The sequence below is a fragment of the Ornithinibacillus xuwenensis genome, from assembly GCF_039614845.1.
GTDB lineage: Bacteria > Bacillota > Bacilli > Bacillales > Amphibacillaceae > Ornithinibacillus > Ornithinibacillus xuwenensis.
This window is the reverse complement of record NZ_JBDIML010000004.1, coordinates 242,892-266,930: the sequence shown is the minus strand read 5'-3', so window position 1 is coordinate 266,930 and position 24,039 is coordinate 242,892. Positions and strand designations below refer to the sequence as shown.

The window sequence follows — 24,039 nt, the reverse complement described above, 5'->3', positions numbered from 1 at the left end:
GATTGCGTTAAAATAAGTACGGTATCAATTAGAAGCTAATTGCTTCTTTACATAGGAGGAAACAAAATGAATTTTAAAAAATCAGAGAGTCTACACCAAGAGGCACAGGAGCATATTGTTGGTGGTGTCAATTCACCGTCACGTGCTTATAAAGCTGTTGGTGGAGGCGCACCAGTCTACATGGAACGTGCGAAGGGTGCCTATTTCTGGGATGTGGATGGTAATAAATATATCGATTATTTAGCTGCCTATGGCCCAATTATTACTGGACATGCTCATCCTCATATTACAGAGGCAATCACGAAAGCGGCACAAAATGGTGTCTTATATGGCACGCCAACAGCATTAGAAAATAAATTCGCCAAAATGCTGAAGGAGGCAATCCCTTCTTTAGAAAAGGTTCGTTTTACGAATTCTGGTACAGAGGCTGTCATGACAACGATTCGTGTTGCGAGAGCATATACTGGACGAACAAAGGTTATAAAATTTGCTGGAAGCTACCATGGTCATTTCGATGCAGTGCTAGTACAGGCTGGTTCTGGACCTTCTACATTAGGTACACCAGATTCAGCTGGAATTCCAGAATCGGTTGCACAGGATGTCATTACGGTTCCGTTTAACGATATCGACGCATATCAGCATGCATTGGAATTATGGGGAGATCAAGTTGCCTGTGTACTAGTGGAGCCGATTGTTGGAAACTTTGGTATTGTAGAACCTGCAGAAGGATTCTTACAAGCAGTCAATGACCTGACACATGAGGCTGGCGCTCTAGTCATTTATGATGAAGTTATTACCGCATTCCGCTTTACATATGGAAGTGCTCAGCAGGTATACGGAATTGAACCAGATATGACCGCAATGGGTAAAATTATCGGAGGTGGCCTACCAATCGGCGCCTATGGTGGACGCCAAGATATTATGGAACAGGTAGCTCCACTCGGCCCAGCATATCAAGCAGGAACGATGGCTGGTAACCCAGCTTCTATGGCATCGGGAATTGCCTGCTTAGAGGTACTAAAGAAAGATGGCGTTTATGAGAAATTAGATCAGCTTGGAGCTCGCTTAGAAAAAGGAATTTTGGAGCAGGCGAAGGCACATCAGATGACAATCTCTGTTAACCGTCTACGTGGGGCGTTAACCGTCTACTTCGGCAGCACCGAAGCGATAACAAACTATGCAGGAGCTGAAGCAAGTGATGGCGAGGCATTTGCGAGGTTCTTTAAATTAATGCTCCATCAAGGAATCAATCTCGCTCCTTCTAAATATGAAGCATGGTTTATTACAACTGAACATACGGACGCTGATATTGATGAAACGATTGAGGCTGTTGGGAAGGCTTTTCAGGAAATGAGTAAGTAAGAAGCTTATTATTATAAAACAGAGAGTTGCAAATTTGATTTGCAACTCTCTGTTTGCTATTTGGAGGTATTTTAGCTAGCGTATTAGCTTATTTTAATTCTTCTAACAGTATGTCAAGACGTTCATATTGTGAGGCACTACCTTCAACAACACCCATATCCATTATTTGTTGGAGTGTTTCGACGGAATCGAATTGAGAACGGATGATTACTTTGGTTTTATCGTTTTCTTCCAAAAATGTTATGGATGCAAAAATCTCTGGCATATTACTGATTTCATTTCCCTCTGCATCAACAAATACATCCTTATAGGTAATCCTCTCTGGTTCAACAATCTCTTGATAATAAGTTTTACCACATGATAACTGTCCAAAGAATTCTCCTTGCTTTTCATCAACACATTTCATGCAGTAATGCCATTCTCCATTAGGCCTAAAATCGAATTTGACGGATGTTGTTTGCCAGCCCTTTGGTCCCCACCAATTTTCCAGATGTTCTTTCTGTGAATAAGCTTTAAACACAAGCTCCCTTGGTGCATCGAAGGTTCTCTCCATAACGAGTGTTGAACCTTCAGCATAAGATACTAATTTAGATGCTGCTCCTTGTTCAGACATTTGACATTCTCCCTCCATATTTTTAATGAACCTCATCAGTCGAATCCAGCATTAAGTATTGTATCTGTAACAGCTATCGGTATTATTTGCTTTTATGTCAACCAGATGAAGCTATTATTCGTCCTTTTGACTTTCATCCTTCTTTTGCAATACCTTTAAATAATCATCCAAGCTATCTAATCTTTCTTCCCAAATGTTACGATAGGAAGCTAGCCATTTATCTAATTGTATAAATGGTTCCTTACGTAATTGGTAGATTCGACGATTAGCATCAGCATGTGCCGCCACAATCCCGGCTTCACCAAGAACTCTAAGATGTTTGGACGCTTGTGGCTGACGGATTTGTAACGTTTCTGCGATTTCTCCTACAGTAAGTGGACCTTCCCGCAACAATTCAACAATTTGTAAACGATTGGGTTCGGCAAGAGCGCTCAAAGTTGTCGTGTCCATGTATAGAACCTACCCCTATCCATTTCAGTACTTTAATTAGATATTTTCAAAGAGAATATAAAGTAGCTTTTACTAAGTTATCATTTCCCTCCTAATGGAAAATTTAATTTTTGTTAATCATAATATACCACGAAAGGAATATTCCTGTAAAGGAATATTTTATTTTTTTCGATACTCGAATACAAAGGGGCTGGGACAAAAGTATTTTTAGCAAGGAAAAAACGAAAGATTATAGCTAGTGCATATATCCCGATCCGGAAATATACTTCGCTTTCACTTCCAGTACAGGGGCGACAACTGTTCGTGAGCAACCTCACAGTGTCTACCTTGCCGCGGGCGGCTGGTGAGCCTCCTCGCGCTGACGCACTGTGGGGTCTCACCGATGCCTTTCCTCCCGCAGGAGTCTATGTATATTTCCGAATCTAGTTTAGTTTATCGTTCGGCTTTTCAGAATTCCCTTTTAGTTCCGTCCCAGCCTCTTGTATGAAAATAGTTATTTTTTCGCTAAACATATTGGACCAGTTTAGAACGTTTTACTATGTATAAATTGATTAGCGATTTAGGAATAGTTCAACCTATTGAAGTTTATTAAAATCGGGTAAAATAGCAGGCATTCTATTTCAAAGACGTCATGCATCAATTATAGTGTTACCTAGCGCTCTCTATTGTGGACATTTTTCTTAGTAAGCTTTGGCAAAAACAATCACTTGGTTAATTCTTGTGAATAGTTGAATTTGCTTTTGTATTTCTCTCCCCATTCCTTCATTTGAATGATGATTGGTTCCAAGGTTCTCCCAAATTCAGTCATGGAATATTCTACTCGAGGAGGAACCTCTGGATAAACCTCTCGATGAACAATACCATCATTTTCTAGTTCTCTTAATTGCAAGGAGAGTATTCTTTGGGTAATCCCCGGCATTAATCTCCGTAACTCATTAAAACGCTTCGTTTCATCAAGAAGATAATAAAGAATTACACCTTTCCATTTTCCACCTATAACATCTAATGTCGATTCCACAGGGCAGCCTTCAGGGCAACCATAACCACTTTTCCTATTTCGCATGAGATCTCCACTCCTTTAAAACGAGTTATCGGTTACATTAATGTTACTATACAACATAAATGTGCCTTCTTACATCTTATTGCTTTACCTTTTATAATTCGAATTAATAAAGAAAAAGGAGAGGATAGTAATGAAGGCTATAGGCTTATTAGACTATTTACCAATTGATAACGAAAGGAGTTTGTTTGATATTGATATACCAAAGCCGATTGCAAAAGGGAATGATTTACTTATCGAAGTGAAGGCAATTTCTATTAATCCAGTAGATGTAAAAGTTCGTGCTCCAAAAGAAAAGAAGGAAGAGAGTCCCAAAGTTCTCGGTTGGGATGCAAGTGGCGTAGTCGTTGCTGCAGGAGAGGAATGTAAAATCTTTAAAACTGGTGATGAGGTATATTATTCCGGAAGCATTACGAGACCTGGTACTTATAGTGAATATCACCTTGTTGATGAAAGGGTTGTAGGTAACAAACCTAAGTCCCTTACACATGGTGAATCGGCAGCATTACCTTTAACTTCCATAACAGCATGGGAAGCATTGTTTGAGAGACTAAGGATTGACCCACTAAAGAAAGAAGAAAACGAGTTAAAAACCATTTTAATCATTGGTGGTTCTGGGGGAGTTGGTTCAATTGCAATTCAATTAGCGAAATGGGCAGGACTTCATGTTATCGCAACTGCATCTCGACCAGAAACTAAAAGCTGGGCGAAAGATTTGGGTGCTGATGAAACAATCGACCACCACCAATCATTCAAACAACAATTAAAAACTATCAATACTGCAGAGGTCGATTTTATTCTATGCTTGAATAATACTGATCAACATTGGAATAGTATGGCAGATGTGGTTAAGCCGCAAGGCAAGATATGCTCTATTGTAGAGAATGATAAACCACTCGATTTAAATGTATTAAAAAGTAAAAGTGTTACATTCGTTTGGGAATTCATGTTTACCCGTTCGATGTACAACACAGCTGATATGATAGAACAACATCTCCTATTAAATGATATTGGTGAACTAATTGATGCTGGTATTCTAAGGACTACTATGAATAAACGATTTAATCCTATCAATGCTGAAAATATTCGGAAGGCTCATCGACTAATTGAAAGTGGAAGTACGATCGGAAAAATTGTAATAGAGAATTTCGAATAGAAGGTTATTAGATTAAATTAATTGTATTCCATAAAAATAAGAAAGTGGCTGGAGCATATTTAATACTCTATACGCTAAAGACAAATAATGTAATATGAATACGCTTGTCCCAGCCTCTTTCCTTATAACCTTAACGCTCGTAATACTTTTCAAAAGACTGACGGTATTGATCTCGCATCACGCATAATTTTGATTGTAGATTCTTGAGCCAATCAGGCCATTCCTCTGATTCTTCTATATCAATAGTTCGTACTAATTCAGCATAAGAGATTACATGATGCATTCGCTCAAAGCCAGATGCCTCATGAAACAAGCGTATATCTAATTCCGTTTCAGTCTGATATCCCTTCACAAATGTTGCAACTATAGGATGATCAATCGCAAATTCACCCGCGTCTCTCAGTGCATAGACAATATCTGCTACATACCAATGAACCGTAGCATCATCAAAATCTAGCATTCCAACCGAATTGTCTTTCATCAAGACATTATCGAGTTCAAAATCATAATGGATAAGTCCGAAATTATCCTTTGTCATGGATAAATTTTCTGCCCATTTCATGACATAATCCATTTCTTTATATGCTGTTCTATCTTTCTTTGGAAGTATTTCTCTAATGCTTGCTAATCGTTCCTGCCATGTTGGGCGATCTACTTTCAATTCCTCTGGTAGCTGTTTAAGTGTTTCATGAAGTTTCCCTAAAGCCTCCCCCCATTGAAATGCTTGCTCGGATGATAATTCGTCAAATTCTAAATGCTTCCCGTCAACCGCTTCAAACACAACCGCATAAAATGTTCCAATATCTGTTTCCACCACTTCCATATACGTTCCATTTCGTGATGGAATAGGCTGAGCTACTTTTAGGTCTTGCTTTGCTAGATATTGCACTAGCTTTAGCTCCGCTTCAATTGTTGAATAATCTCTTTCCCTTGAATCATTAAATCGGAGAAAATATAGCTTTCCTTCTCTTTTAAAAACAAAAATAAAATTGGCACTTGCTCGTAAGATAAAAACGGTTCCTTCATCATAGCCCCATCTTTCTAAAATCTTTTCACCTAACGGGCTTCTCCATTCACTGTCAACCGTGTCCATTACGTTCTTCATGGTACTTAACTTCATCATGATTAAAACTTCCCCTCTTATGAATAGTAATTACATCCTCAATAAGTTTGGGCGGTTCATAAAAAAAGAGAGCCAAATAAATCTCTGGCTCTCCATCTATTGCGATAAACTATCCTTTTTATGAAAGCCCATAGCCTACTCCGTCCAAGGGCAATATATCATGATAAATAAATAATTAATTATTCAACACAGGCAAGGACGGATTAACACTACACTTATTGAATTCAACTAGCATCCACCTCACCCCTTTCAGTTAATATAAACTCATTATATAGAAGATAATTTTGGAAAACAAGAAATTTTTTAACAAAATAGTAGAGTGAAGCAATACTGCTCCACTCTACTAAATCCTTATTCCTCATTCTCCGCCTTATGCGCCAGATAAATTTTCTTCGATATTAAGGTTTGAATCACCATAAATGATCCACCAACCGTCCAGTACAATGGCAGGGCAGCTACGGTGTTGAAGGAAATGATCCCAATCATAATTGGAGAGATTAGACCAATAACTGCCATCTGCTTCTTCATTTTTTCATCTAGGCCAATTTGCGACACCTTATATTGTAAGAAGTATACTGCAACGGCTATGGCGACCATTATTAAATCTCTTTCTCCAAGATCAAACCATAGGAAGGAATGCGATGCGATTTCGGGTGTTTGGCGAATCGCATAGTAAAAACCAATTAAAAACGGGGCCTGAATCAACATTGGTAGACAGCCACCTAATGAAGCAAGCGGGTTAAAATTATGCTTTTGATAAAGCTGCATCATTTCCTGCTGCATCTTACGTTGTGATTCAGGATCTCGTTTGTCTTTATATTTCTTTTGAATCTCGTCCATTTCAGGCTTTAATTCTTTCATTTTATCCTGTGTTCGTAGATTGTTCTTCGTTTGCTTTAACATGAACGGCAGAATAATTAGTCGAATGCCAAGTGTCAGAACGATAATCGACAGTCCGTAATTATCATCAAAGAATCCCGCTACAGCCTTGATTAGACTAGAAAATGTTCCAATGAAATAATGATTAAACCATCCTGAGTCTGCTGAACTATCGCCAGAGCCTTGACACCCTGCTAAAAATACGATTAATAAAATGATTCCGATAACGCTATATTTCTTAAAGAATGTGAATACAGATTGCTTTTCCATGTTGTTCCTCCTTGTTTTTGGTTGATTGCTTGTAACAAGAAGGATTCGCTATCTGTATCATCATCTGGAGCTTGAATTCGCTTCGTCTTGCGCGTGTGCCAATTTCGTTTTTCAATTAAAACAGACTTTGGTGCTTGCATCTGGACTAATTTTGCTTTTCTAGCATGAAGCTTTTGTCGATAGAGCTTACTATTTTCGGCAAAGCTTTCCATGAAGAATGGCATAAACCGAAGCGCAAAAATCATGGATAAAAGTACACTTAAATATAGATATAACGGTGATAAATCACTCAAAGACTCATAAAGAAATTCAAGCAGCATCTGTATTCACCTCCTCCAAACAGTTCTATTACATAATACGACTCGGTTCTGATAAAGGTTTCACCTGAATCGTTGGTAGTTTTTTCCTAACTAAACTATCCATTACCCATCTAAATGCTGTACCTGATATAAATCATAATAGCTACCTTTTTTCGCCATCAACTCGGCGTGTGATCCAGCCTCTGTTATTTCACCATTTTCAATCACAACAATCCGATCTGCATGTGTAATGGTAGCAAGTCGGTGTGCTACGATAAAGGTTGTCCGGTCAGAAGCAAGCTTTTCCATTGCTTCTTGTATCATATGTTCACTCTCTAAATCAAGCGCTGATGTTGCCTCATCAAAAATAAGAATCGGTGGGTTTTTCAAGAAAACACGAGCAATGGCAATACGCTGCTTTTGTCCTCCTGAAAGCTTCACACCACGTTCCCCAACTAGTGTATCATATCCTTGTGGTAAATCCATGATAAAATCATGAGCATTCGCTGCTTTTGCGGCTTGCATCACTTCTTCATCAGTTGCGTCAGGATTTCCCATACGTATATTAATAGCAACTGAATCACTAAATAGGATGTTATCCTGTAATACCATCCCAATGTTATTACGAAGTGAACGTGCTTCAAAATCTCGAATATCAATGCCATCTACTTTAATCGACCCACTCGTTACATCATAAAAGCGGGGAATTAAACTGATTAATGTCGATTTTCCGCCTCCACTCATTCCGACAAATGCAATCGTCTCTCCCTGCTTAACATCTAAGTTTACATGTTTCAACACTTCAGCATCATCATCACCATATTTAAAGGAGACATCTTCAAAATCAATCGCGCCGTCTACGCGACCAGCATTCTTCGCATTTGATTTGTCCACAATGTCATAGGATTCATTCATAAATTCAAATACACGATCAATTGATGCGATTGACTGGATAAGAACTGTCGAAGAATTAATTAATCGTCGTAAAGGACTATAGACTCTTTCCAAATAAGCAAAAAATGCAACCATCGCACCTAATGACAGATTCCCACTAATTACCTGATAGCCTGAATAGGTTATCACTAGTAACGGTGCTAAGTCGGTTATGGTATTCGTTACCGCAAATGTTTTAGCATTCCAGGTTGTATGCTCTAATGCTTTATTCAAGAATGTTACATTGCGCTTATCAAATTGCGCTTCCTCATAATCCTCTAGTGCAAAGCTTCGTGTAACAGGTACACCCTGTACTCGCTCATGTAAATGACCTTGTACCTCTGCTAACGCCTGTGAACGCTGTCGAGTTAACTCACGTAGTTTACCATAAAAGTATTTAATCGAAAAACCGAAGAGCGGGAATAAAATAATGGATACGACGGTTAACCAGAAATCCATCGACACCATAATCGAGATGGCAATTAATATCGTAATTAAATCTAGCCAAACATTCATTAATCCGACTAACACGAAATTTTTCGTTTGTTCGACATCATGTATTACCCGGGAAATAATTTCCCCGGTTTTTGTCTGAGAATAAAATCGCAGACTTAATTTTTGCATATGATCAAACAGCTTAGCCCTGATATCATAGAGGATTTTGTTCCCTACCCACTGCGCAAGATATTGTCGAATATATTCAATAGGTGGGCGTAAGATTAGGAATACAGCGAAGGCTCCTCCCATCATCCAAAATAAATGCGTGATTTTTTCTTCAGAACTCCATGTTTCATGACCAATAATGTCGTCTATAACGTATTTAAGAATTAGTGGAATTAATAAAGGAATCGCAAATTTTACGATACCAATTACGATTGTCCAAACGATTTTCCACTTATAAGGTTTTACAAATTCCATGTACTGCTTAATACTACTCATAAACATCAACTTTCCTTATCGTATTTATCTTGCTGAAAAAGTAGAAAAGCCTTGCTACGATTGTAACAAGGTTACCCAAAAAGTTATCGGCATCATGGATTACCAGCGGTATGTTAGAAACCGCTCGTACCATTGATCAACAAATCCGGGCGAAAAAGGACCTTTTCGTTGCTGAACCCATCGCTGTAAATCCTCGATATTATTGTATAAAATCCGATCCAATACACCGGGATAATTCATTTGTTCACGATGTTCTTCATATTCATCCTCATCCAATAGATCATATGTCATATCGGGGTAGATTTTCAAATCTAAATCATAATCAATATATTTGATGGAATTGCCCTCGTAAACAAATGGTGAGCTGATATTACAGTAATAATAAATTCCATCATCTCGAAGCATTCCTATAACATTGAACCAGTGCTTCGAATGAAAGTAACATATAGCAGGCTCTCGAGTTATCCAGGTTCGTCCGTCACTTTCCACCACTTGCGTCTTATCGTTTGCCCCGATAACAATCTGTTCAGTTCCCTTTAACACAATACTACTTTCCCACACACGGTGTAGGTTACCATTGTGTTTATAGCTTTGTATTTGGATTTTAGATCCAGCACTCGGAGCAACCATCAAATCTTCCTTCCCAATTCTCTCGCTTGAAACAAGGATGTCCATCTATTTTTTTATCTATTATAATAGCATAGAATTAAAATATAAAGTATATGAGCTTCAATTTACCTGACGACTATTGAAATTTCGACAGCACACAAAAAGAGCTTCCGGGAGAAAGGAAGCTCTTTTCGTTAAAATTCGAGGATAGGTAGTTTATTTTTTGTTTTGCTGAGATTTTTGATTTTGCTTTCTTACTTCTTGAGCATTGGTCTCAGAAGCAAATTCAGTACCATACTGTCCTTGTCCTTGTCCCGCTTTAGCATTTTGCTGTTTTACATGCTGTACATTTGTACCAGAAGCAGTTTTGTTAGGATTTTTAGCCATCAATATCACCTCCGCAGTTATAATTTCTCCAGTTATGCTGATGTTATCCACGTAATTTCAAGTAGACCCATTAGCATTTTCTGGGATATTACTGCGAAAGCCGATATTATAGATATTGCATCATTTTTTGATGGGATACTGGAAATGGATAGGTAGATAGTTCCTCTTTTGAAACAAAGCGAACTTCCGGTCTATCTGCTGAATTCTGCACGCACTCCGCTTCAAAGATTTCAATTTTCCAAGTTAAATGAGAAAATACATGCTTAAGATTACCTTGCTTATTTCCTAATCGAATTTTCATTCCATAATTCGCAAGAAACCAAGCTTCCACAAGCTCTAAGTCCATGTCTTGAACTGGAACCATTGGAAACTGCCAAAGATTTGCTAATAGTCCGTCCTCTGGTCTTTGTTCAATCGCAATTTCACCTTGCTCATTTGTAAGGAGTAATGCAACATAAGGCATCACTTTATTCTTTTTGGCTTTGGATTTAATCGGTAGATGCTCTTGTACACCTAGTTCAAATGCTGCACAATGCTCCTGAACCGGACAAAGCATACAGGCAGGTGACTTCGGTGTACAGATGGTCGCACCCAAATCCATTATCGCTTGATTAAAAGAAGAAGGATCCTCGTGTGATATTACCTCTCGTATAATGGACTCAAATAATTTCTTGGTCTTTGGCTGGGCGATGTCATCTTCTAGATTCAGAAGTCTTGAGAACACTCGCATAACATTACCATCTACAGCTGGCTCAGGCTTATTATAAGCAATCGACAGAATGGCTCCTTTGGTATAAGAACCAATTCCCTTTAATCCCTCCAACTCTTTTGGATCATCAGGAACCTTTCCATCATATTGCTCCACTACCTCTCTAACAGCATGCTGTAAATTACGTGCTCTTGAGTAATACCCAAGTCCTTCCCATGCTTTTAATACCTCTTGTTCCTCTGCAGATGCTAACGCATAGACAGTTGGGAATTTTTCAAGGAATCGATAATAAAACGGGATAACGGTGTCCACTTTTGTTTGCTGGAGCATAATTTCTGATACCCAAACCGTATACGGATCTTGATTGCTTCTCCATGGTAAATCACGTTTATTGTGGCTATACCATGTCAAAAGATCGGTCTGAAAATGTAAAATATTAAAATTCTGTAACGTTCTATCCTGAATAGTCATAATAACACTTCCTTTATGGTACACTAAAAAGACATTCGAATACTGTCTATTTGCACATACACAGTTAAGTAAGATAACGTATCCTATATTATTGTCACATTGATATGCCCTCATCTAGTTAAAACGTTTTTAATCGTTAAGGAGGAATTTACTTAATGGATACTGGAACCCATATTGTTATGGGGGTTGCACTGGCAGGTCTATCAACACTCGACCCTGTAGTTAGTAATGATCCTACGTTATTCAATGCTGTTTTTGTTGGAACGATTGTAGGCTCTCATGCACCTGATTTTGATACTGTATTAAAATTAAAAAACAATGCAACCTATATTAGACATCATCGTGGGGTAACCCATTCTGTTCCTGCCGTTATTTTCTGGGGAGTATTAATCGCTAGTCTTATCCATTTATTTGTTCCACAGGTCAATTTCTTTCACTTATGGGCTTGGATATTTGCAGCGGTAGTTATACATGTGCTGGTCGATATCTTTAATGCATACGGTACACAAGCCTATAGACCGTTTACCGAGAAATGGATTGCACATGGATTTATTAACACATTTGACCCATATATCTTTACCCTACACCTAGCTGGAATCGGTGCATGGTTACTTGGTGCCAACCCTGGTTATACGTGGTTATTGATATACACAGTAATTTTATTATATTACATTAAGCGATTTATGGATAAACAAGAAATTGTTAAAAAAATCCATGAAAATATTCCAGATACCACTGAAATTGCCACTTCTCCTACGATAAAGCAAAATTATTGGAGAATTGCAATTACGACACCTACTAAGTTTTATGTCGGAACAGTGGAAAACGGACATATCGAAATCGTGGATGAGTTCCATAAAGTACCACTACCGAACTCACTAATAATTGATATTGCTAAGGAAGATAAAAATATATCAGCATTTTTATCCTTTTCGCCTGTTTATCGTTGGGAAATCAATGAGTTTGATGACTATACAGAGGTTCGGTTTATCGATTTACGCTATCGCTCGAGATCGTATTACCCATTTGTCGCGGTTGTACAAATAAATGAAGAGCATGAAATTATCAGCTCTTACACGGGTTGGATATTTTCTGAGCATAAGCTCCAAAATAAACTATATGTTGGGGATAACCCAATTTAAAACAGCAGGTGAAATGCCTGCTGTTTTGTTATTCCATTATTTTTTTACCTAATAAAGAGATGGGAATCGCTTCTTCTTTTTCATATTCCTCGTTTAGTAAATTAATTCGATGTCCCCAAGCAAACACACCATTTAAATAATTTATTCTAAATCGATGACCCGGGTCAGTGCGTAGCTCATACGTGCTATCTGCTTCATAGTCCCCAGGGTTCAATGTATATGCTAAAGCAACCTGCATTTTTCTTTCAAAGACAGCAACCTCGCTGACATTCCCTAATTGCTCAGCCTTTTGTGCCTGCTCTTTCAATTTTCCAATTTCTGTACGCAGCTGCTCAATAGATAAATCACTATATCGATAATTCATTTGCTCTACTCCCTTCAGCTCACTTTACATTTTATCAATTGTTTAGGACAATGAAAATGAAAAAACATAATAATTTGAGACAAAAGGTGGTTTTCTTATGCCAACAGTGGCAATTACTGGTGCAGGAACCGGACTCGGTAGAGCACTTGCACTTGAGTACGCAGAACAAGGTTATCGCGTTTATTTATTAGGAAGAAGAGATGATACCCTTCATCTTGTTCAACATAAAATTTTGGAAAAAGGTGGCATCGCAGAAATCGTCCTCTGTGATGTACGCGAAAGTGCCTCTGTTCAAATCGCCTTCCAACGAATTGGTGAGCTAGATGTCTTCATTAACAATGCCGGCGTTGGCATCTTCGGAGATGTTGACACATATACGGTTGATGATATTGACCATACATTAGATACCAATGTTAAAGGAACAATCCTAACCGTCCAATCTGCCCTTCCACTCATCCGAGAAAGTAAAGGAAGAATACTAACCATTATTTCAACAGCTGGATTGCGTGGAAAGGTGAACGAATCCTTATACTGTTCTAGTAAGTTTGCAGTAAGAGGCTTTACCGAAAGCCTTCAACAGGAATGGGCAGATGAGGACTTTACGATAACAGCCGTGTATATGGGTGGCATGAATACACCGTTTTGGAATAAGACAGACCATGTGAAGGATCCTTCTAGATTAAAAGGACCTGAAGTAGTCGCAAAGCAAATCTTCCAGGAAGATGATGGTCGTAAGGAAATAGTGATTGATCGATAATGATTCAGATAGAGTCCTAACTTGTATAGGATTCAAAGCCAAATCTATTTCTTACTAAAACAAGGACTTGTCTTTTCAATCTAGACAAGTCCTTAATCATCCATTCCATCGATAAACTTATGGATGTGCTCCATTTTAAATCCTTTACGATACAATCCTTCTTTAACCTTCATTTTTAGCTCATAGCCTGTTTTTTTCTTCTCATGCTTATAAACTAACTTTTCTCCCTGGTAAACCAATGCATCCCATTCTGCTATGTCATCCTTTTCGTCTTGTATCGACATGAGAACATCTGTGATAACATCAGGTGTAAACCCTTTTTGCATGAGTGTTGAACGCAATGACTGAAGCTGTTTTTGAAAAGAATCCTTCTTCGATGAGCTAAGTTTTTTCGTAGCCCATTTCATTGCCTTTTCAAATTGTGTATCATAGGTATAAGCAGTGATTACTTCTTCGGCAATAAAGGCCGAAACACCTTTTTCTATTAATTCCCGTTTTACTAGTAGTGGGCCCTTGGAGGTTGTATTGATTCGTGTTATCGTAAATGCCTCGGCAAACTGCTTATCATTTAATAGTCCTTCTTTTGTTAAGCGTTCCATAATGCTATCGATGTGCTCGGGTTCTACTTCTTTTTTCTTCAAATAATCATCTATTTCTTTTTTCGTTCGCATGCGATAGCTTAAATAATTTATTGCTAGAAGATAGGATTTTTGTATGGTATCCTTCCGAATAAGGTTGTCTATCGTGATGTCGTCCAGCTCAAGTCCTTTTCGGAGCCCAAATTCCACCAAGACTGCTTCATCAACACTGAAGCCATACCTTTCTTGATTTCCTTCTGTTAGATAAACATTATAACGTTGATTGCTTTTTTTCTGCGTCGTCATACGACTAATTTTTGCTGGCAACTTCTTCACCCCTTTAATTCATCATAACATGATATTGGGATAAGCGATTATTATTTAGAGAAGTGAGGAGATAATGAATGAATTATCTATTGACTGGTGGTACTGGATTTGTCGGTATGGAACTCGTTAATAAATTAACGTCACTTGGGCATCATTGCTATGTCCTGACACGCTCACCAGAAAAATATTGTAATACAAGCCTAACTACATATGTCACCTTCAGGGATATTGCAAATTTGTCCCAAATAGATGGTGTTATTAATCTGGCTGGTGAGACGTTATTTGGCTATTGGACAAAGAATAAAAAGGAAAAAATCTTGACCAGTAGAATTGAAACAACACAAAGAATTGTGGATTTGATGAAACAAATGGAGCAAAAGCCTAACGTGTTTGTTAGTGGCTCTGCAGTTGGATTTTATGGCATATCTGATGATTCTATTTTTACAGAGGAAACCAAGAAACCAGGCAATGATTTCTTAGCTCATGTTGTGGTGGAATGGGAGAAGACAGCAAAGCAAGCTGAGGAATTAGGTATTCGGACTGTTTACACTCGTTTCGGTGTCATATTAGGAAAGGATGGTGGGGCACTGGGTCTCATGGCATTGCCGACAAAGCTATTTGCCGGTGGTAAAGTTGGAACTGGTGAGCAATGGATGTCTTGGGTTCATCTCGAGGATGTTGTGGAGATGATTTTATTTTCGCTATTCAACGATCAAATAAGTGGACCATTAAATGTGACTGCTCCAAATCCTGCTCGTAATAAGGAGTTTAATCAAACTCTTGCTAAAAGCCTCAAGCGGCCGTATTGGTTCCCAACACCAGGCCCCCTTATCCGGTTAGTAACTGGTGAAATGAGTCAGCTTGTCCTAAAAGGACAGTATGTGCTTCCTAATAAGGCACTAGATAATGGGTATGAATTTGTTTATCCTGACCTTGAAAAGGCTCTACAGCAATGTTTTGGTCATGTTAAGAAAAATTAACAAATTTTGTCGATATTTTTGTAAAAAAAGTTGTTCCCTTTTGCAGAAAATCATAGTATTATATGTATTGTTACAAAACGACATTTCAAAATATAATAGGGAAGGCAAATGGTGCGCCACCAGTTTTACTGGTTCTAGTGGGTTCGATTCCCACCCCGAATTTTTGTTGAACGTTAACTAAAAATTCGCGGGTGGGCTTTCCAACTGGATTCCTGTTTATTTGGATACCCTCCTGCTCAAATAAGGAGGGTTTTTTATGCTAAAAAAGCGTGATTTACATGAGGTGCCAGTATTGTTTGAACTGATGTCACACCCAGATGTATTTCCATATGTAAGACATAAGGCAACAACTAGCGATGAATTTTACTTCATCACAAAGAAAACAATTGAAGCAGAAGAAATTGGGGATTTGATCTCCAGAACGATAGTAGATGAATACCAGCAGCCGATTGGCACCATTAATCTATTTGATATCGAGCAAAATCACGGTTTTTTGGCAACGTGGATTGGCCAGCCTTACTTTGGGAAAGGGTATAATCGACTTGCAAAGGAGCAGTTTTTTGATGAATTATTCTACGACTACGAGATTGAAACAATCTTCATGAAAGTTAGAAAAACCAACATCCGCTCCACGAAAGCCGTCCTTAAACTTCCGTATGTTGCTCTTGGCAACACCATTTATCCAGAAGTCTACCAAAAAGTAAATCAACAGGAAGAAATCTATGATATCTTCGCTATTTCAAGAGAGCATTATCTTTCTTATCAGCAATTTACTAGCCTGGAAGCAAATGCGGATCACGAAGTAGTATAAAACTTCCTCTTTTGGTTATCCTAAGCAGTAAAAGCGAGGGATGAATCATGGCTAAACCAAGACAAGAATCTAGGGATAAATTCTTATCCAAGACACAGGAAGTACTTTATCAAAAGGAATTTAAACGTGCAGATCGTGCATCACGACAAAAAGGGGACCGAAGCTAAGCGCTTCGGTCTTCTTTTTTTTATCCACAAACAAAAAAGAATTATGTGGATAAATTCTGCAATTACCTTTGTAGCAACAATAGTTATTAACAGGAAGTTGTGCATAACTGCAATAATCTCCTGTGGAAAATGTGCATATTTTTCATTGTCCTACTATTTATCCCAATTTTGTTGTGGATAATCCTGTGAATAATTTATCTATCAGATGTAACGAACAACATGTAATTTTTCACCAGTACTTCCAACTGTTTTTCGTTTATTATTCTGTCCGCTTTAATAGGATGGTTATTTTAAATAAATCACCATCTACTTCCATATCAAACGTTCCATCATGTAAATCAATAATAGATTTGGCAATTGCCAATCCTAGACCGGACCCTTCTGTATTCCTAGCTGTATCACCACGTTTAAAGCGTTCTAATAATTCTTCTGTATTTTCACCTAACTCTTCTCGTGTGATGTTCTTAAACTCAATCGCTATTTGTTCTTCAACTGTTTGAACCGCTATATAGACACGTGTATTTTCCAATGCATACTTGATGATATTTTCAATCAGATTATCAAATACTCGCCAAAGCTTTTGTCCATCTGCGTAGGTAAAAACGGAGTTAGTAGGTAGCTTCACTCGGAAATCCAGTTCGGAGGCTTCGATTTTTTCCTCGTACTCACCTAAAGCCTGTTGCAGTAGCTGAATAATATCAACATTTGCTTTTTCGAGCTCTATATTTCCACTAGCCATTTTGGAAGCCTCAAATAAATCTTCAATTAATAAATTTAGACGCTTGGACTTCCGATCAATGACCTCGATATAGTGTTCTCGTTGCTCCTCTGTTAGTCGAGGGTTCTTTAATAATTCCGTATAGCTAATAATAGATGTTAATGGTGTGCGTAAATCATGGCTAACATTGGTAATTAACTCTGTTTTCAACCGCTCACTCCTTGCTTGTTGCTCCAGCGAGCGTTTTACTCCTTCTTTCACATCGTTCACTTCCTGCGCTAATGCTGTTAGATTTGATTTTCCTAGTACTGGTAAATCGGCACTAGACTCTCCTGCAGCTATTTCAGAGATTGTACGAGAAATCTGTTGAAAATAAGCTGCTCGTATAATCAGTATCATGAAAGTTGGAAGTGTAAGTAACAATATGATGATCCTATGCTCCATTTCCACGTTGTACTTCCAAAAAGATAGAAAGGCTAGTGGAAAGAATAACAATACTACGGATAGCCATATAACTAGCTTCGGCTTTTTACCTTTTTTAATAAACAATGCCTGACAAGCCTTTAAGAATTGTATGGCAACACTATTTTTGATTTCTTTAACCCTTGTGTATTTTGGTTTTAACCGTAAATATAATAATCGAATTTGAACAATGGAAGCACCGACAACCATCGTAATCCCAATTAACCTCACGATATATCCAGACCAACTTGGATCGCTATACCCATCGTTCATAGAACGATAGCCTACTTGATAATTGAATAGTCTTGCCGAGTCCCCTATCCATACAAATCCCAAGAGTAAAAATAGAACTAGAACTAGGATACTAATATCAACTGGTAGCGTTTGGTAAAATTGCTTTAGCTTTGGCATATTTTCTCGAATGACAAACATCCTTTTCAATTGCTTTAGGATAATGAATAAACCGATTATCAAAGCAACGACACCACTTATACCATAATAGTTTAATAGTGTTTTGTTCTTCTTATAGGTATAGTAGGCATCAATTATCGGATTAGCCTCATTATCTATTAAAACGAAGCTACCTTCATATTCACTAGCCACATGATGAAGTGCTTCTGGAAAAAACTGACTCGTGTTGAATGCGATTGATTCCCTATGAAGAACAGGGAAATTTGATTCCCTTATTGTCTGATTAAATTGCTCCACATCTTCTACATGTAAATTCGTGTAGAATCCACCTGTTTCTGTATCCGTTAAATAGTAATAATAAATCTCCTGATAATTAGAATATGATTGCTTAGTCGGCTCACTTTCAAATGCATTGAAGTAATCCATTATTTCTCTTTCTTTTGTGCTTCGGATTAATTGATGTATATCTGAATTAGCTTCCTCTGTGACACGATATTCCAGCTTAAATTGTTCGACATCGTCTTCTGTTATTTCTATTGAATTAATCGCTTCTGATTGCGTATATCCTATTAGGTCAAACCTAGTTAATAAATATTGAAATTCATGTAGACTTTCCTCATATTGTTCGGTATGAAAGAAATCAACCTCATCATATTTAGCATGATTTTTCACCAGATTGCTAATCCCAGCTAAGCCAAATGCTATGAGCAATGAAGCTAATCCAAATATAAGCCTACTTCTCCATCTTGTACCCAATTCCCCAAACCACCTTTAAATATTGAGGTTCTTTCGGATCAACCTCAATCTTTTCTCTAATCTTTCGAATATGTACTGCTACTGTATTTTCTGCATGAAAGCTCTGCTCTTCCCATACACGCTCATAAATCTCAGTTATAGAGAATACTCTACCACTATTCTTCATCAATAATTCTACAATCCTATATTCCTTTGGTGTTAGCTTCACTAGCTCTTCACTTAGGAATAGCTGCTTTGATCGTTGATCTAACATGAGATCCTTTAATTCAATCCGTTCATCATCCGCTTCGAACTTCCCCAAAGTCACATAACGGCGCAGCTGCGACTTCACTCTAGCCGTCAATTCTAATGGGTTAAAGGGCTTTGTCATATAATCATCCGCACCTATTTGCAGACCGAGTATTTTGTCGGTGTCTTCACTTTTTGCACTTAGCATAATGATTGGGATATTACGAGATTCACGTATTCGATAGGCCGCTGCAATGCCATCAAGCTTGGGCATCATGACATCTAAAATAATTAGATGAATACGGTTTGCTTCTAATTTTTCTAGTGCCTCTAAACCATCCCCTGCTTTTTCAACATGGTAGCCTTCATTTTTTAAATAGATTTCAATGGCATCACAAATCTCGTTATCATCATCGACGACTAAAATATTATATTTTTCCACTTCTTAACCAGCTCCTGTTTCTCATAAATCTCGTTGCAAATAAGTTCAACATTTCCTTTAACTTGTAGACAAAAGCGCCTTCCACAATTGGCTTTGTAACATAGACAATCGGTCCTGATGATAATAGCACCGCTATACCGATTGCAAGGAATGGTGAGGCGATAAGCCACCCAGCCTGCACAGATAGCGGAACTTCTATATTTGCAAGCAGTTTAATGATTAAAAAATGTAATAGGTAGACATAGGCAGTTCTCTGCCCTAATCTAGTAAACTTCATCCGCTTCTTCGGCACCCAAGGTAGAAATGCTAGAATACCTAGTGCCATCACCATATAAAATACACTTCTTCTTATTATACCTGTAAATGTAGATAGCCCAATAGTATCATAAGAGAATTTTCCCAATAGCATCTCTCTTGCCTCCAGTAGTGAGAACTGGTGCATCCATAGAATAGAAAGCATGATTGCCATAACAGAAATCCATTTAAAGATTGGTTTCTTCAAATAGCGTAGCTGCTCCTTATTCAAATAGAAGCCAATCAGAAAGAATGGAAAAAACACAACGGTTCTCATCAGGCTAAAGGTAGGTCCAATCTCTACGAAGCTACCAATTAATAACGAAAGGACAACAGCTATCACAATCGGATGCTTTAGCCTGCTAAAAATAAATAGTAGTAGATTCCAGCAATATAGACTTAGTAAAAACCACATCCCCATATATGGTTTGAACCAATTTAGTGAGAATGCCTCATTACCTAATACAACATAATGATAGATGGCATAGATAAATTGAAAAATAAGATAAGGAATGAATAGCTTAATAGTAATTTTTTCGATATACCCATCTTTATTAAAGCTTTTTGCAAAGTATCCAGTAATGAGAATTAAAGCAGGCATCCGAAATGATGCCATCACATTATTAATCCAATATATTGCCTCAATACTACCTTTGTATGGACTGATTAAATGTCCAAACACAACGAATACTACTAATATAAATCTGGCGTTATCCAAATAGGGATCCCGCTCTCTTTTGCGAAAACTTTCCACTAATATCCCCCTAAAAGCTCGTCCTTGATAGTTATCATAAAGTGGATTTTTTAAGATTCACTTAGAGAATTTCTTAAGTTTTTCTTAACATATTGCATTTTTGTTCTAACTGTTATACTATAAATATAACAGTTAGAACAAAAAGCAAGGAGTGTGTGGTTAATGTGCTTATAAATCTAGACTTCGAATCACAAGAACCAATCTACCAACAATTAATTGAACAAATAATTGAGGGAATAGCAAGAAAGGATTTACTACCTGGAGAAGGATTGCCTTCTGTAAGGTCTCTTGCATCCGATATTGGAATTAATCTTCATACAGTAAATAAAGCTTATCAGCAATTAAAGCATGAAGGCTTCATCCTCATTCATCGGCAAAAAGGGGTTGTCGTAAATCCTGATGGTGTTCCGAAGGCTGATGTAACTTATATGACACAGCTTGAAAAAAAATTAAAGCCACTTATAGCGGAATCTGTTTGTCGCGAAGTGGATGAAGAATCATTTATGAAGCTTTGCAACGACATATACAAATCCTATAGAGGAGGTTAATATTTTTATGAATTCCATGATGTTACTATTTTTATTTATTATTTTAGTCCCTGTCTTTATCTCCACGATGTTTATTCCGTATTGGACGAGAAAAACAGAGAGCTTCGGGGTTTCCATTCCAGAAGAGATTTATCACCATGATCGTTTAAAGAGGATGCGGAAACAATATGTATGGTTATCTGGTATCACAAGCTTGATTATTACAGCCGTTTCTTTTCTGTTAAGCACTTGGATGGATGACAATACTTTTGGCATCTATTTCAGCATTCTTATTTTCTTGTACATTTTTATTACCTTTTTTATTTATCTATATTTTCATCGTGTTATGAAGCAATTAAAAGCAGCAGAAAACTGGGGTAAAACAAAGCCACAGCAAATGTATATCCATACAGAATTTAGAAAACATAAATTAAACCATTCGAACCTTTGGTTTTTACTAAGCTTTATAATTTCATTTGCAACCATTGCAATGACGTTTGTGCTCTATGACAGAATTCCTGATCGGATGCCGATGCAGTATAACTTTGATGGTGAGGTAACAAATTGGGCCGAAAAATCCTATCGTTCTGTCTTAGTCATGCCGATTATGCAGCTTTATTTAACGCTATTATTTATGTTTTTAAATACGATGATTGCAAAAGCAAAACAGCAAATAAATGCGGAAAAACCAGCTGAATCCATGCAGCAAAATATTATTTTCCGCAGAAGATGGTCTATGTATCTGATTAGCACTGGGATTGCAATCACTTTATTATTCGCGTTTATACAGTTAACATTTATCTTTCCTATTAATAGCCAGCTGATAACAATTGTCCCTCTCATTTTCACTATTGGCGCTACTGTTGGGGCCATTATATTATCCATCACGACTGGTCAGGGTGGAAGTCGTGTGAAGCTTCAAACTGATACTAATGGCGATGTTATTGATCGTGATGACGATAAATATTGGAAGCTTGGACAGTTCTATTTCAATAAAAATGACCCGGCATTATTTTTAGAAAAGCGTTTTGGCGTAGGCTGGACCATTAATTTCGCAAGGCCGCTAGCTTGGATTATATTCTTAATGATCATTTTGTTAGCAGCGGGAATTCCTTTTTTATTAGGTATATAGAAAATGCTCGTTAGATTGGAGAGAAGCGTATGGAAATCGCAGGTATTGATTTAGCATTAATCGCACCTTTGCTCATTATCCAATTAATTTTAGTGATTGTAGCAATTATTGATTGGGTTAAAGTAAAGGAAACAAACGGACCAAAATGGCTATGGTTGATCATCATTATCGTGATCAACATTATTGGACCTGTCCTCTATTTCATCTTTGGAAGGAGACAGCGCTGATGACATTACTATCCGTTGAAAAACTAACGAAGAAATATGGCACAAAAACCATCATAAATGAAATTAGCTTCGCTTTTGGTCATCATAAATGCATTGCCTTAATTGGACCAAACGGAGCTGGAAAAACGACAACATTAAGAATGTTAGCTGGACTATTAAAACCAACAGAAGGGTCTATTCAATTTGAATCAGTGGCAAGAAATAAAGATATTCGCCATTTAATTGGATATTTACCACAGTATCCTTCCTTCCATTCTTGGATGACTGGTAAAGAATTTCTCGTCTATAGTGGAAGATTGGCGAATCTTTCCAAGGAAGAAGCCACTAATCGGGCAGATAGCTTATTAACAGAGGTCGGTATCTCGAAGGATGCACAAACAGAACGTATTTCCAGGTATTCTGGGGGTATGAAGCAACGTCTAGGTATTGCACAAGCCATTATTCATAAACCGAAATTGCTTATCTTAGATGAGCCTGTTGCCTCCCTAGACCCATTAGGAAGAAGAGAAGTTCTTGTTCTCATGGAGAAATTAAAGCAGGAAATGACCATCCTATTCTCCACCCATATTTTAAATGATGCTGATGAGATTAGCGACGAGCTATTGCTATTAAATAATGGGGAAATAATTGAATCTGGTTCCTTACAAGAGCTCAGAAGAAAGTATCAGACAGCTGTGATTGAGCTATCTGTTGAGGATGATCTCAAGCTTTATCATGAACAGATTACGAGCATACCGGTTGTTTCCCAAACGAATATCGAACGCGATATCCTCTATATTACAGCGACCGATATAAAAACAGCACGAGAAAACATACTCGCAATGGCTACTCGAGAAAACTGGCCGATTACTAGATTTTCTGTTAATCAAGCGTCCTTAGAAGATATGTTTATGAGGGTGGTGAACAACTGATGCAATGGTCGACACTATTTCAAAAAGAATTACTAGAAAACTGGCGAAACAAAAAATGGATTTGGGTTCCACTAGTCATCATTTTACTTTCCATTATGGACCCGATTACGAATTACTACTTACCACAGATTATTGAGTCGGTTGGTGGAATGCCGGACGGTACAGAAATTACGCTACCAGAATTCGAACCACCTGAGGTTGTCATGATGAGCTTGTCACAGCTTAGTAGCTTAGGTGTACTCATTATTGTATTACTATCTATGGGATCCATCTCTGGCGAACGAAAAAGTGGTGTCTCTGAGCTTGTTTTAGTGAAGCCTGTTTCCTATTCAAACTATATTACATCAAAATGGGCATCCCTACTTTTACTTGTTTGGATATCCCTATTTCTCGGTTTATTAACGAGTTGGTATTATACGAATATCCTTTTCGGCTCGCTAGCTTTTATCGACTTTTTGAAGGTATATTTCTTCTATGGTCTATGGCTCACATTCGTTGTATCATTATCAATTCTTTATAATACGCTATTTAAATCAGCTGGTTTAGTAGCATTTTTCACGATACTAACCATTATGGTCATGAGTATTCTGACGCAAATTTTCAAGCATATCATTGAATGGAGCCCAAATAGCTTATCCGATTATATTTTGGAAATGCTCACAACAGATAAAATGCCAACAGATCTTCTTGCTACAGCTGGGATTACTATTATCATCTCGATACTTGTATTACTAGTATCAATCCAGATTTTTAAAACAAAAGAATTAGCAAATTAAAGCTATGCACTACAA

General features: G+C 37.6%; 27 protein-coding genes. 12 read left to right on the top strand and 15 right to left on the bottom strand.

The window, feature by feature from the left end:
• The first annotated feature begins 66 nt into the window (after positions 1-66).
• Positions 67-1,362, top strand: coding sequence for a glutamate-1-semialdehyde 2,1-aminomutase (locus tag ABC228_RS14050; protein WP_345825777.1), 1,296 nt, complete (start codon positions 67-69; stop codon positions 1,360-1,362).
• Positions 1,363-1,450: 88 nt separating this feature from the next.
• On the opposite strand, the gene ABC228_RS14045 is transcribed toward ABC228_RS14050, so the two are convergent.
• The 3 genes from ABC228_RS14045 to ABC228_RS14035 all read right to left on the bottom strand — a co-directional run bounded on the left by ABC228_RS14045 (position 1,451) and on the right by ABC228_RS14035 (position 3,488).
• On the bottom strand, positions 1,451-1,975 hold the full coding sequence (locus tag ABC228_RS14045) for an SRPBCC domain-containing protein (RefSeq protein WP_345825776.1): 525 nt from the start codon (positions 1,973-1,975) through the stop codon (positions 1,451-1,453).
• 114 nt (positions 1,976-2,089) lie between these two features.
• Entirely contained in the window at positions 2,090-2,425 is a 336-nt protein-coding gene (locus ABC228_RS14040; protein ID WP_345825775.1) for an ArsR/SmtB family transcription factor, read from the bottom strand.
• 703 nt (positions 2,426-3,128) lie between these two features.
• Positions 3,129-3,488 carry a winged helix-turn-helix transcriptional regulator gene (locus tag ABC228_RS14035; protein WP_345825774.1) on the bottom strand — a complete coding sequence of 120 codons (360 nt, stop codon included), beginning with the start codon at positions 3,486-3,488 and terminating at the stop codon, positions 3,129-3,131.
• Between the two features lie 130 nt (positions 3,489-3,618).
• On the opposite strand from ABC228_RS14035, the gene ABC228_RS14030 reads away from it, so the two are divergent.
• On the top strand, positions 3,619-4,641 hold the full coding sequence (locus ABC228_RS14030) for a zinc-binding alcohol dehydrogenase family protein (protein ID WP_345825773.1): 1,023 nt from the start codon (positions 3,619-3,621) through the stop codon (positions 4,639-4,641).
• Positions 4,642-4,771: 130 nt separating this feature from the next.
• Here the strand turns inward: ABC228_RS14030 and ABC228_RS14025 are convergent, their stop codons facing one another.
• The 7 genes from ABC228_RS14025 to mutY all read right to left on the bottom strand — a co-directional run bounded on the left by ABC228_RS14025 (position 4,772) and on the right by mutY (position 11,260).
• Positions 4,772-5,764: a phosphotransferase enzyme family protein gene (locus ABC228_RS14025; protein WP_345825772.1), complete on the bottom strand. Its 993-nt coding sequence runs from the start codon at positions 5,762-5,764 to the stop codon at positions 4,772-4,774.
• Positions 5,765-6,115: 351 nt separating this feature from the next.
• A complete protein-coding gene (yidC, locus tag ABC228_RS14020) occupies positions 6,116-6,913 on the bottom strand; it encodes a membrane protein insertase YidC (protein WP_345825771.1) in 798 nt (265 codons plus the stop codon).
• Entirely contained in the window at positions 6,850-7,233 is a 384-nt protein-coding gene (locus tag ABC228_RS14015) for a hypothetical protein (RefSeq protein WP_345825770.1), read from the bottom strand. The genes yidC and ABC228_RS14015 overlap by 64 nt, the downstream gene beginning before the upstream one ends.
• A gap of 102 nt (positions 7,234-7,335) precedes the next feature.
• Positions 7,336-9,084 carry an ABC transporter ATP-binding protein gene (locus tag ABC228_RS14010; protein ID WP_345825769.1) on the bottom strand — a complete coding sequence of 583 codons (1,749 nt, stop codon included), beginning with the start codon at positions 9,082-9,084 and terminating at the stop codon, positions 7,336-7,338.
• A 99-nt stretch (positions 9,085-9,183) separates the two neighbouring features.
• Entirely contained in the window at positions 9,184-9,714 is a 531-nt protein-coding gene (ntdP, locus tag ABC228_RS14005; protein ID WP_345825768.1) for a nucleoside tri-diphosphate phosphatase, read from the bottom strand.
• A gap of 195 nt (positions 9,715-9,909) precedes the next feature.
• The gene (locus ABC228_RS14000) at positions 9,910-10,080 is read right to left on the bottom strand and encodes a gamma-type small acid-soluble spore protein (protein WP_345825767.1); all 171 of its coding nucleotides are present in this window, start codon (positions 10,078-10,080) and stop codon (positions 9,910-9,912) included.
• Between the two features lie 106 nt (positions 10,081-10,186).
• Positions 10,187-11,260 (bottom strand): A/G-specific adenine glycosylase, encoded by a 1,074-nt coding sequence (gene mutY / locus ABC228_RS13995; protein WP_345825766.1) that lies wholly within the window; start codon positions 11,258-11,260, stop codon positions 10,187-10,189.
• Positions 11,261-11,415: 155 nt separating this feature from the next.
• Between mutY and ABC228_RS13990 the strand changes: the two genes are divergently transcribed.
• Complete coding sequence (locus ABC228_RS13990) at positions 11,416-12,402, top strand: metal-dependent hydrolase (RefSeq protein WP_345825765.1); 987 nt, start codon at positions 11,416-11,418, stop codon at positions 12,400-12,402.
• 28 nt (positions 12,403-12,430) lie between these two features.
• On the opposite strand, the gene ABC228_RS13985 is transcribed toward ABC228_RS13990, so the two are convergent.
• Positions 12,431-12,766, bottom strand: a complete 336-nt coding sequence (locus ABC228_RS13985; protein ID WP_345825764.1) for a YfhH family protein — start codon at positions 12,764-12,766, stop codon at positions 12,431-12,433.
• A gap of 97 nt (positions 12,767-12,863) precedes the next feature.
• Here ABC228_RS13985 and ABC228_RS13980 point away from each other — a divergent pair, with 97 nt between their 5' ends.
• Positions 12,864-13,523, top strand: a complete 660-nt coding sequence (locus tag ABC228_RS13980; protein WP_345825763.1) for an SDR family NAD(P)-dependent oxidoreductase — start codon at positions 12,864-12,866, stop codon at positions 13,521-13,523.
• Between the two features lie 92 nt (positions 13,524-13,615).
• On the opposite strand, the gene recX is transcribed toward ABC228_RS13980, so the two are convergent.
• Positions 13,616-14,428, bottom strand: coding sequence for a recombination regulator RecX (gene recX / locus ABC228_RS13975; protein ID WP_345825762.1), 813 nt, complete (start codon positions 14,426-14,428; stop codon positions 13,616-13,618).
• Positions 14,429-14,505: 77 nt separating this feature from the next.
• Between recX and ABC228_RS13970 the strand changes: the two genes are divergently transcribed.
• The 3 genes from ABC228_RS13970 (at position 14,506) to ABC228_RS13960 (ending at position 16,386) form a co-directional block, all read left to right on the top strand.
• Positions 14,506-15,408, top strand: a complete 903-nt coding sequence (locus ABC228_RS13970; protein ID WP_345825761.1) for a TIGR01777 family oxidoreductase — start codon at positions 14,506-14,508, stop codon at positions 15,406-15,408.
• A 256-nt stretch (positions 15,409-15,664) separates the two neighbouring features.
• Positions 15,665-16,219 (top strand): GNAT family N-acetyltransferase, encoded by a 555-nt coding sequence (locus tag ABC228_RS13965; protein ID WP_345825760.1) that lies wholly within the window; start codon positions 15,665-15,667, stop codon positions 16,217-16,219.
• Between the two features lie 47 nt (positions 16,220-16,266).
• The gene (locus tag ABC228_RS13960; RefSeq protein WP_345825759.1) at positions 16,267-16,386 is read left to right on the top strand and encodes a YfhE family protein; all 120 of its coding nucleotides are present in this window, start codon (positions 16,267-16,269) and stop codon (positions 16,384-16,386) included.
• A gap of 259 nt (positions 16,387-16,645) precedes the next feature.
• Here ABC228_RS13960 and ABC228_RS13955 read toward each other — a convergent pair whose 3' ends face one another.
• The 3 genes from ABC228_RS13955 to ABC228_RS13945 are packed head-to-tail and all read right to left on the bottom strand — an operon-like array spanning position 16,646 to position 20,451.
• Positions 16,646-18,733: a sensor histidine kinase gene (locus ABC228_RS13955; protein ID WP_345825758.1), complete on the bottom strand. Its 2,088-nt coding sequence runs from the start codon at positions 18,731-18,733 to the stop codon at positions 16,646-16,648.
• On the bottom strand, positions 18,711-19,403 hold the full coding sequence (locus ABC228_RS13950) for a response regulator transcription factor (RefSeq protein WP_345825757.1): 693 nt from the start codon (positions 19,401-19,403) through the stop codon (positions 18,711-18,713). Before ABC228_RS13950 ends, ABC228_RS13955 begins: the two co-directional genes overlap by 23 nt.
• The gene (locus ABC228_RS13945) at positions 19,390-20,451 is read right to left on the bottom strand and encodes an acyltransferase family protein (RefSeq protein ID WP_345825756.1); all 1,062 of its coding nucleotides are present in this window, start codon (positions 20,449-20,451) and stop codon (positions 19,390-19,392) included. The genes ABC228_RS13950 and ABC228_RS13945 overlap by 14 nt, the downstream gene beginning before the upstream one ends.
• Before the next feature lie 164 nt (positions 20,452-20,615).
• Here ABC228_RS13945 and ABC228_RS13940 point away from each other — a divergent pair, with 164 nt between their 5' ends.
• Genes ABC228_RS13940 through ABC228_RS13920 form a run of 5 tightly spaced genes read left to right on the top strand, consistent with a single transcriptional unit; the run spans position 20,616 to position 24,024 of the window.
• Positions 20,616-20,999, top strand: a complete 384-nt coding sequence (locus tag ABC228_RS13940) for a GntR family transcriptional regulator (protein WP_345825755.1) — start codon at positions 20,616-20,618, stop codon at positions 20,997-20,999.
• A 7-nt stretch (positions 21,000-21,006) separates the two neighbouring features.
• Positions 21,007-22,110: a DUF1648 domain-containing protein gene (locus tag ABC228_RS13935; protein WP_345825754.1), complete on the top strand. Its 1,104-nt coding sequence runs from the start codon at positions 21,007-21,009 to the stop codon at positions 22,108-22,110.
• Positions 22,111-22,139: 29 nt separating this feature from the next.
• Positions 22,140-22,337, top strand: coding sequence for a PLDc N-terminal domain-containing protein (locus ABC228_RS13930; RefSeq protein ID WP_345825753.1), 198 nt, complete (start codon positions 22,140-22,142; stop codon positions 22,335-22,337).
• Positions 22,337-23,248, top strand: a complete 912-nt coding sequence (locus ABC228_RS13925; protein ID WP_345825752.1) for an ABC transporter ATP-binding protein — start codon at positions 22,337-22,339, stop codon at positions 23,246-23,248. The genes ABC228_RS13930 and ABC228_RS13925 overlap by 1 nt, the downstream gene beginning before the upstream one ends.
• Complete coding sequence (locus ABC228_RS13920; protein WP_345825751.1) at positions 23,248-24,024, top strand: ABC transporter permease; 777 nt, start codon at positions 23,248-23,250, stop codon at positions 24,022-24,024. Before ABC228_RS13925 ends, ABC228_RS13920 begins: the two co-directional genes overlap by 1 nt.
• Positions 24,025-24,039: the final 15 nt, after the last annotated feature.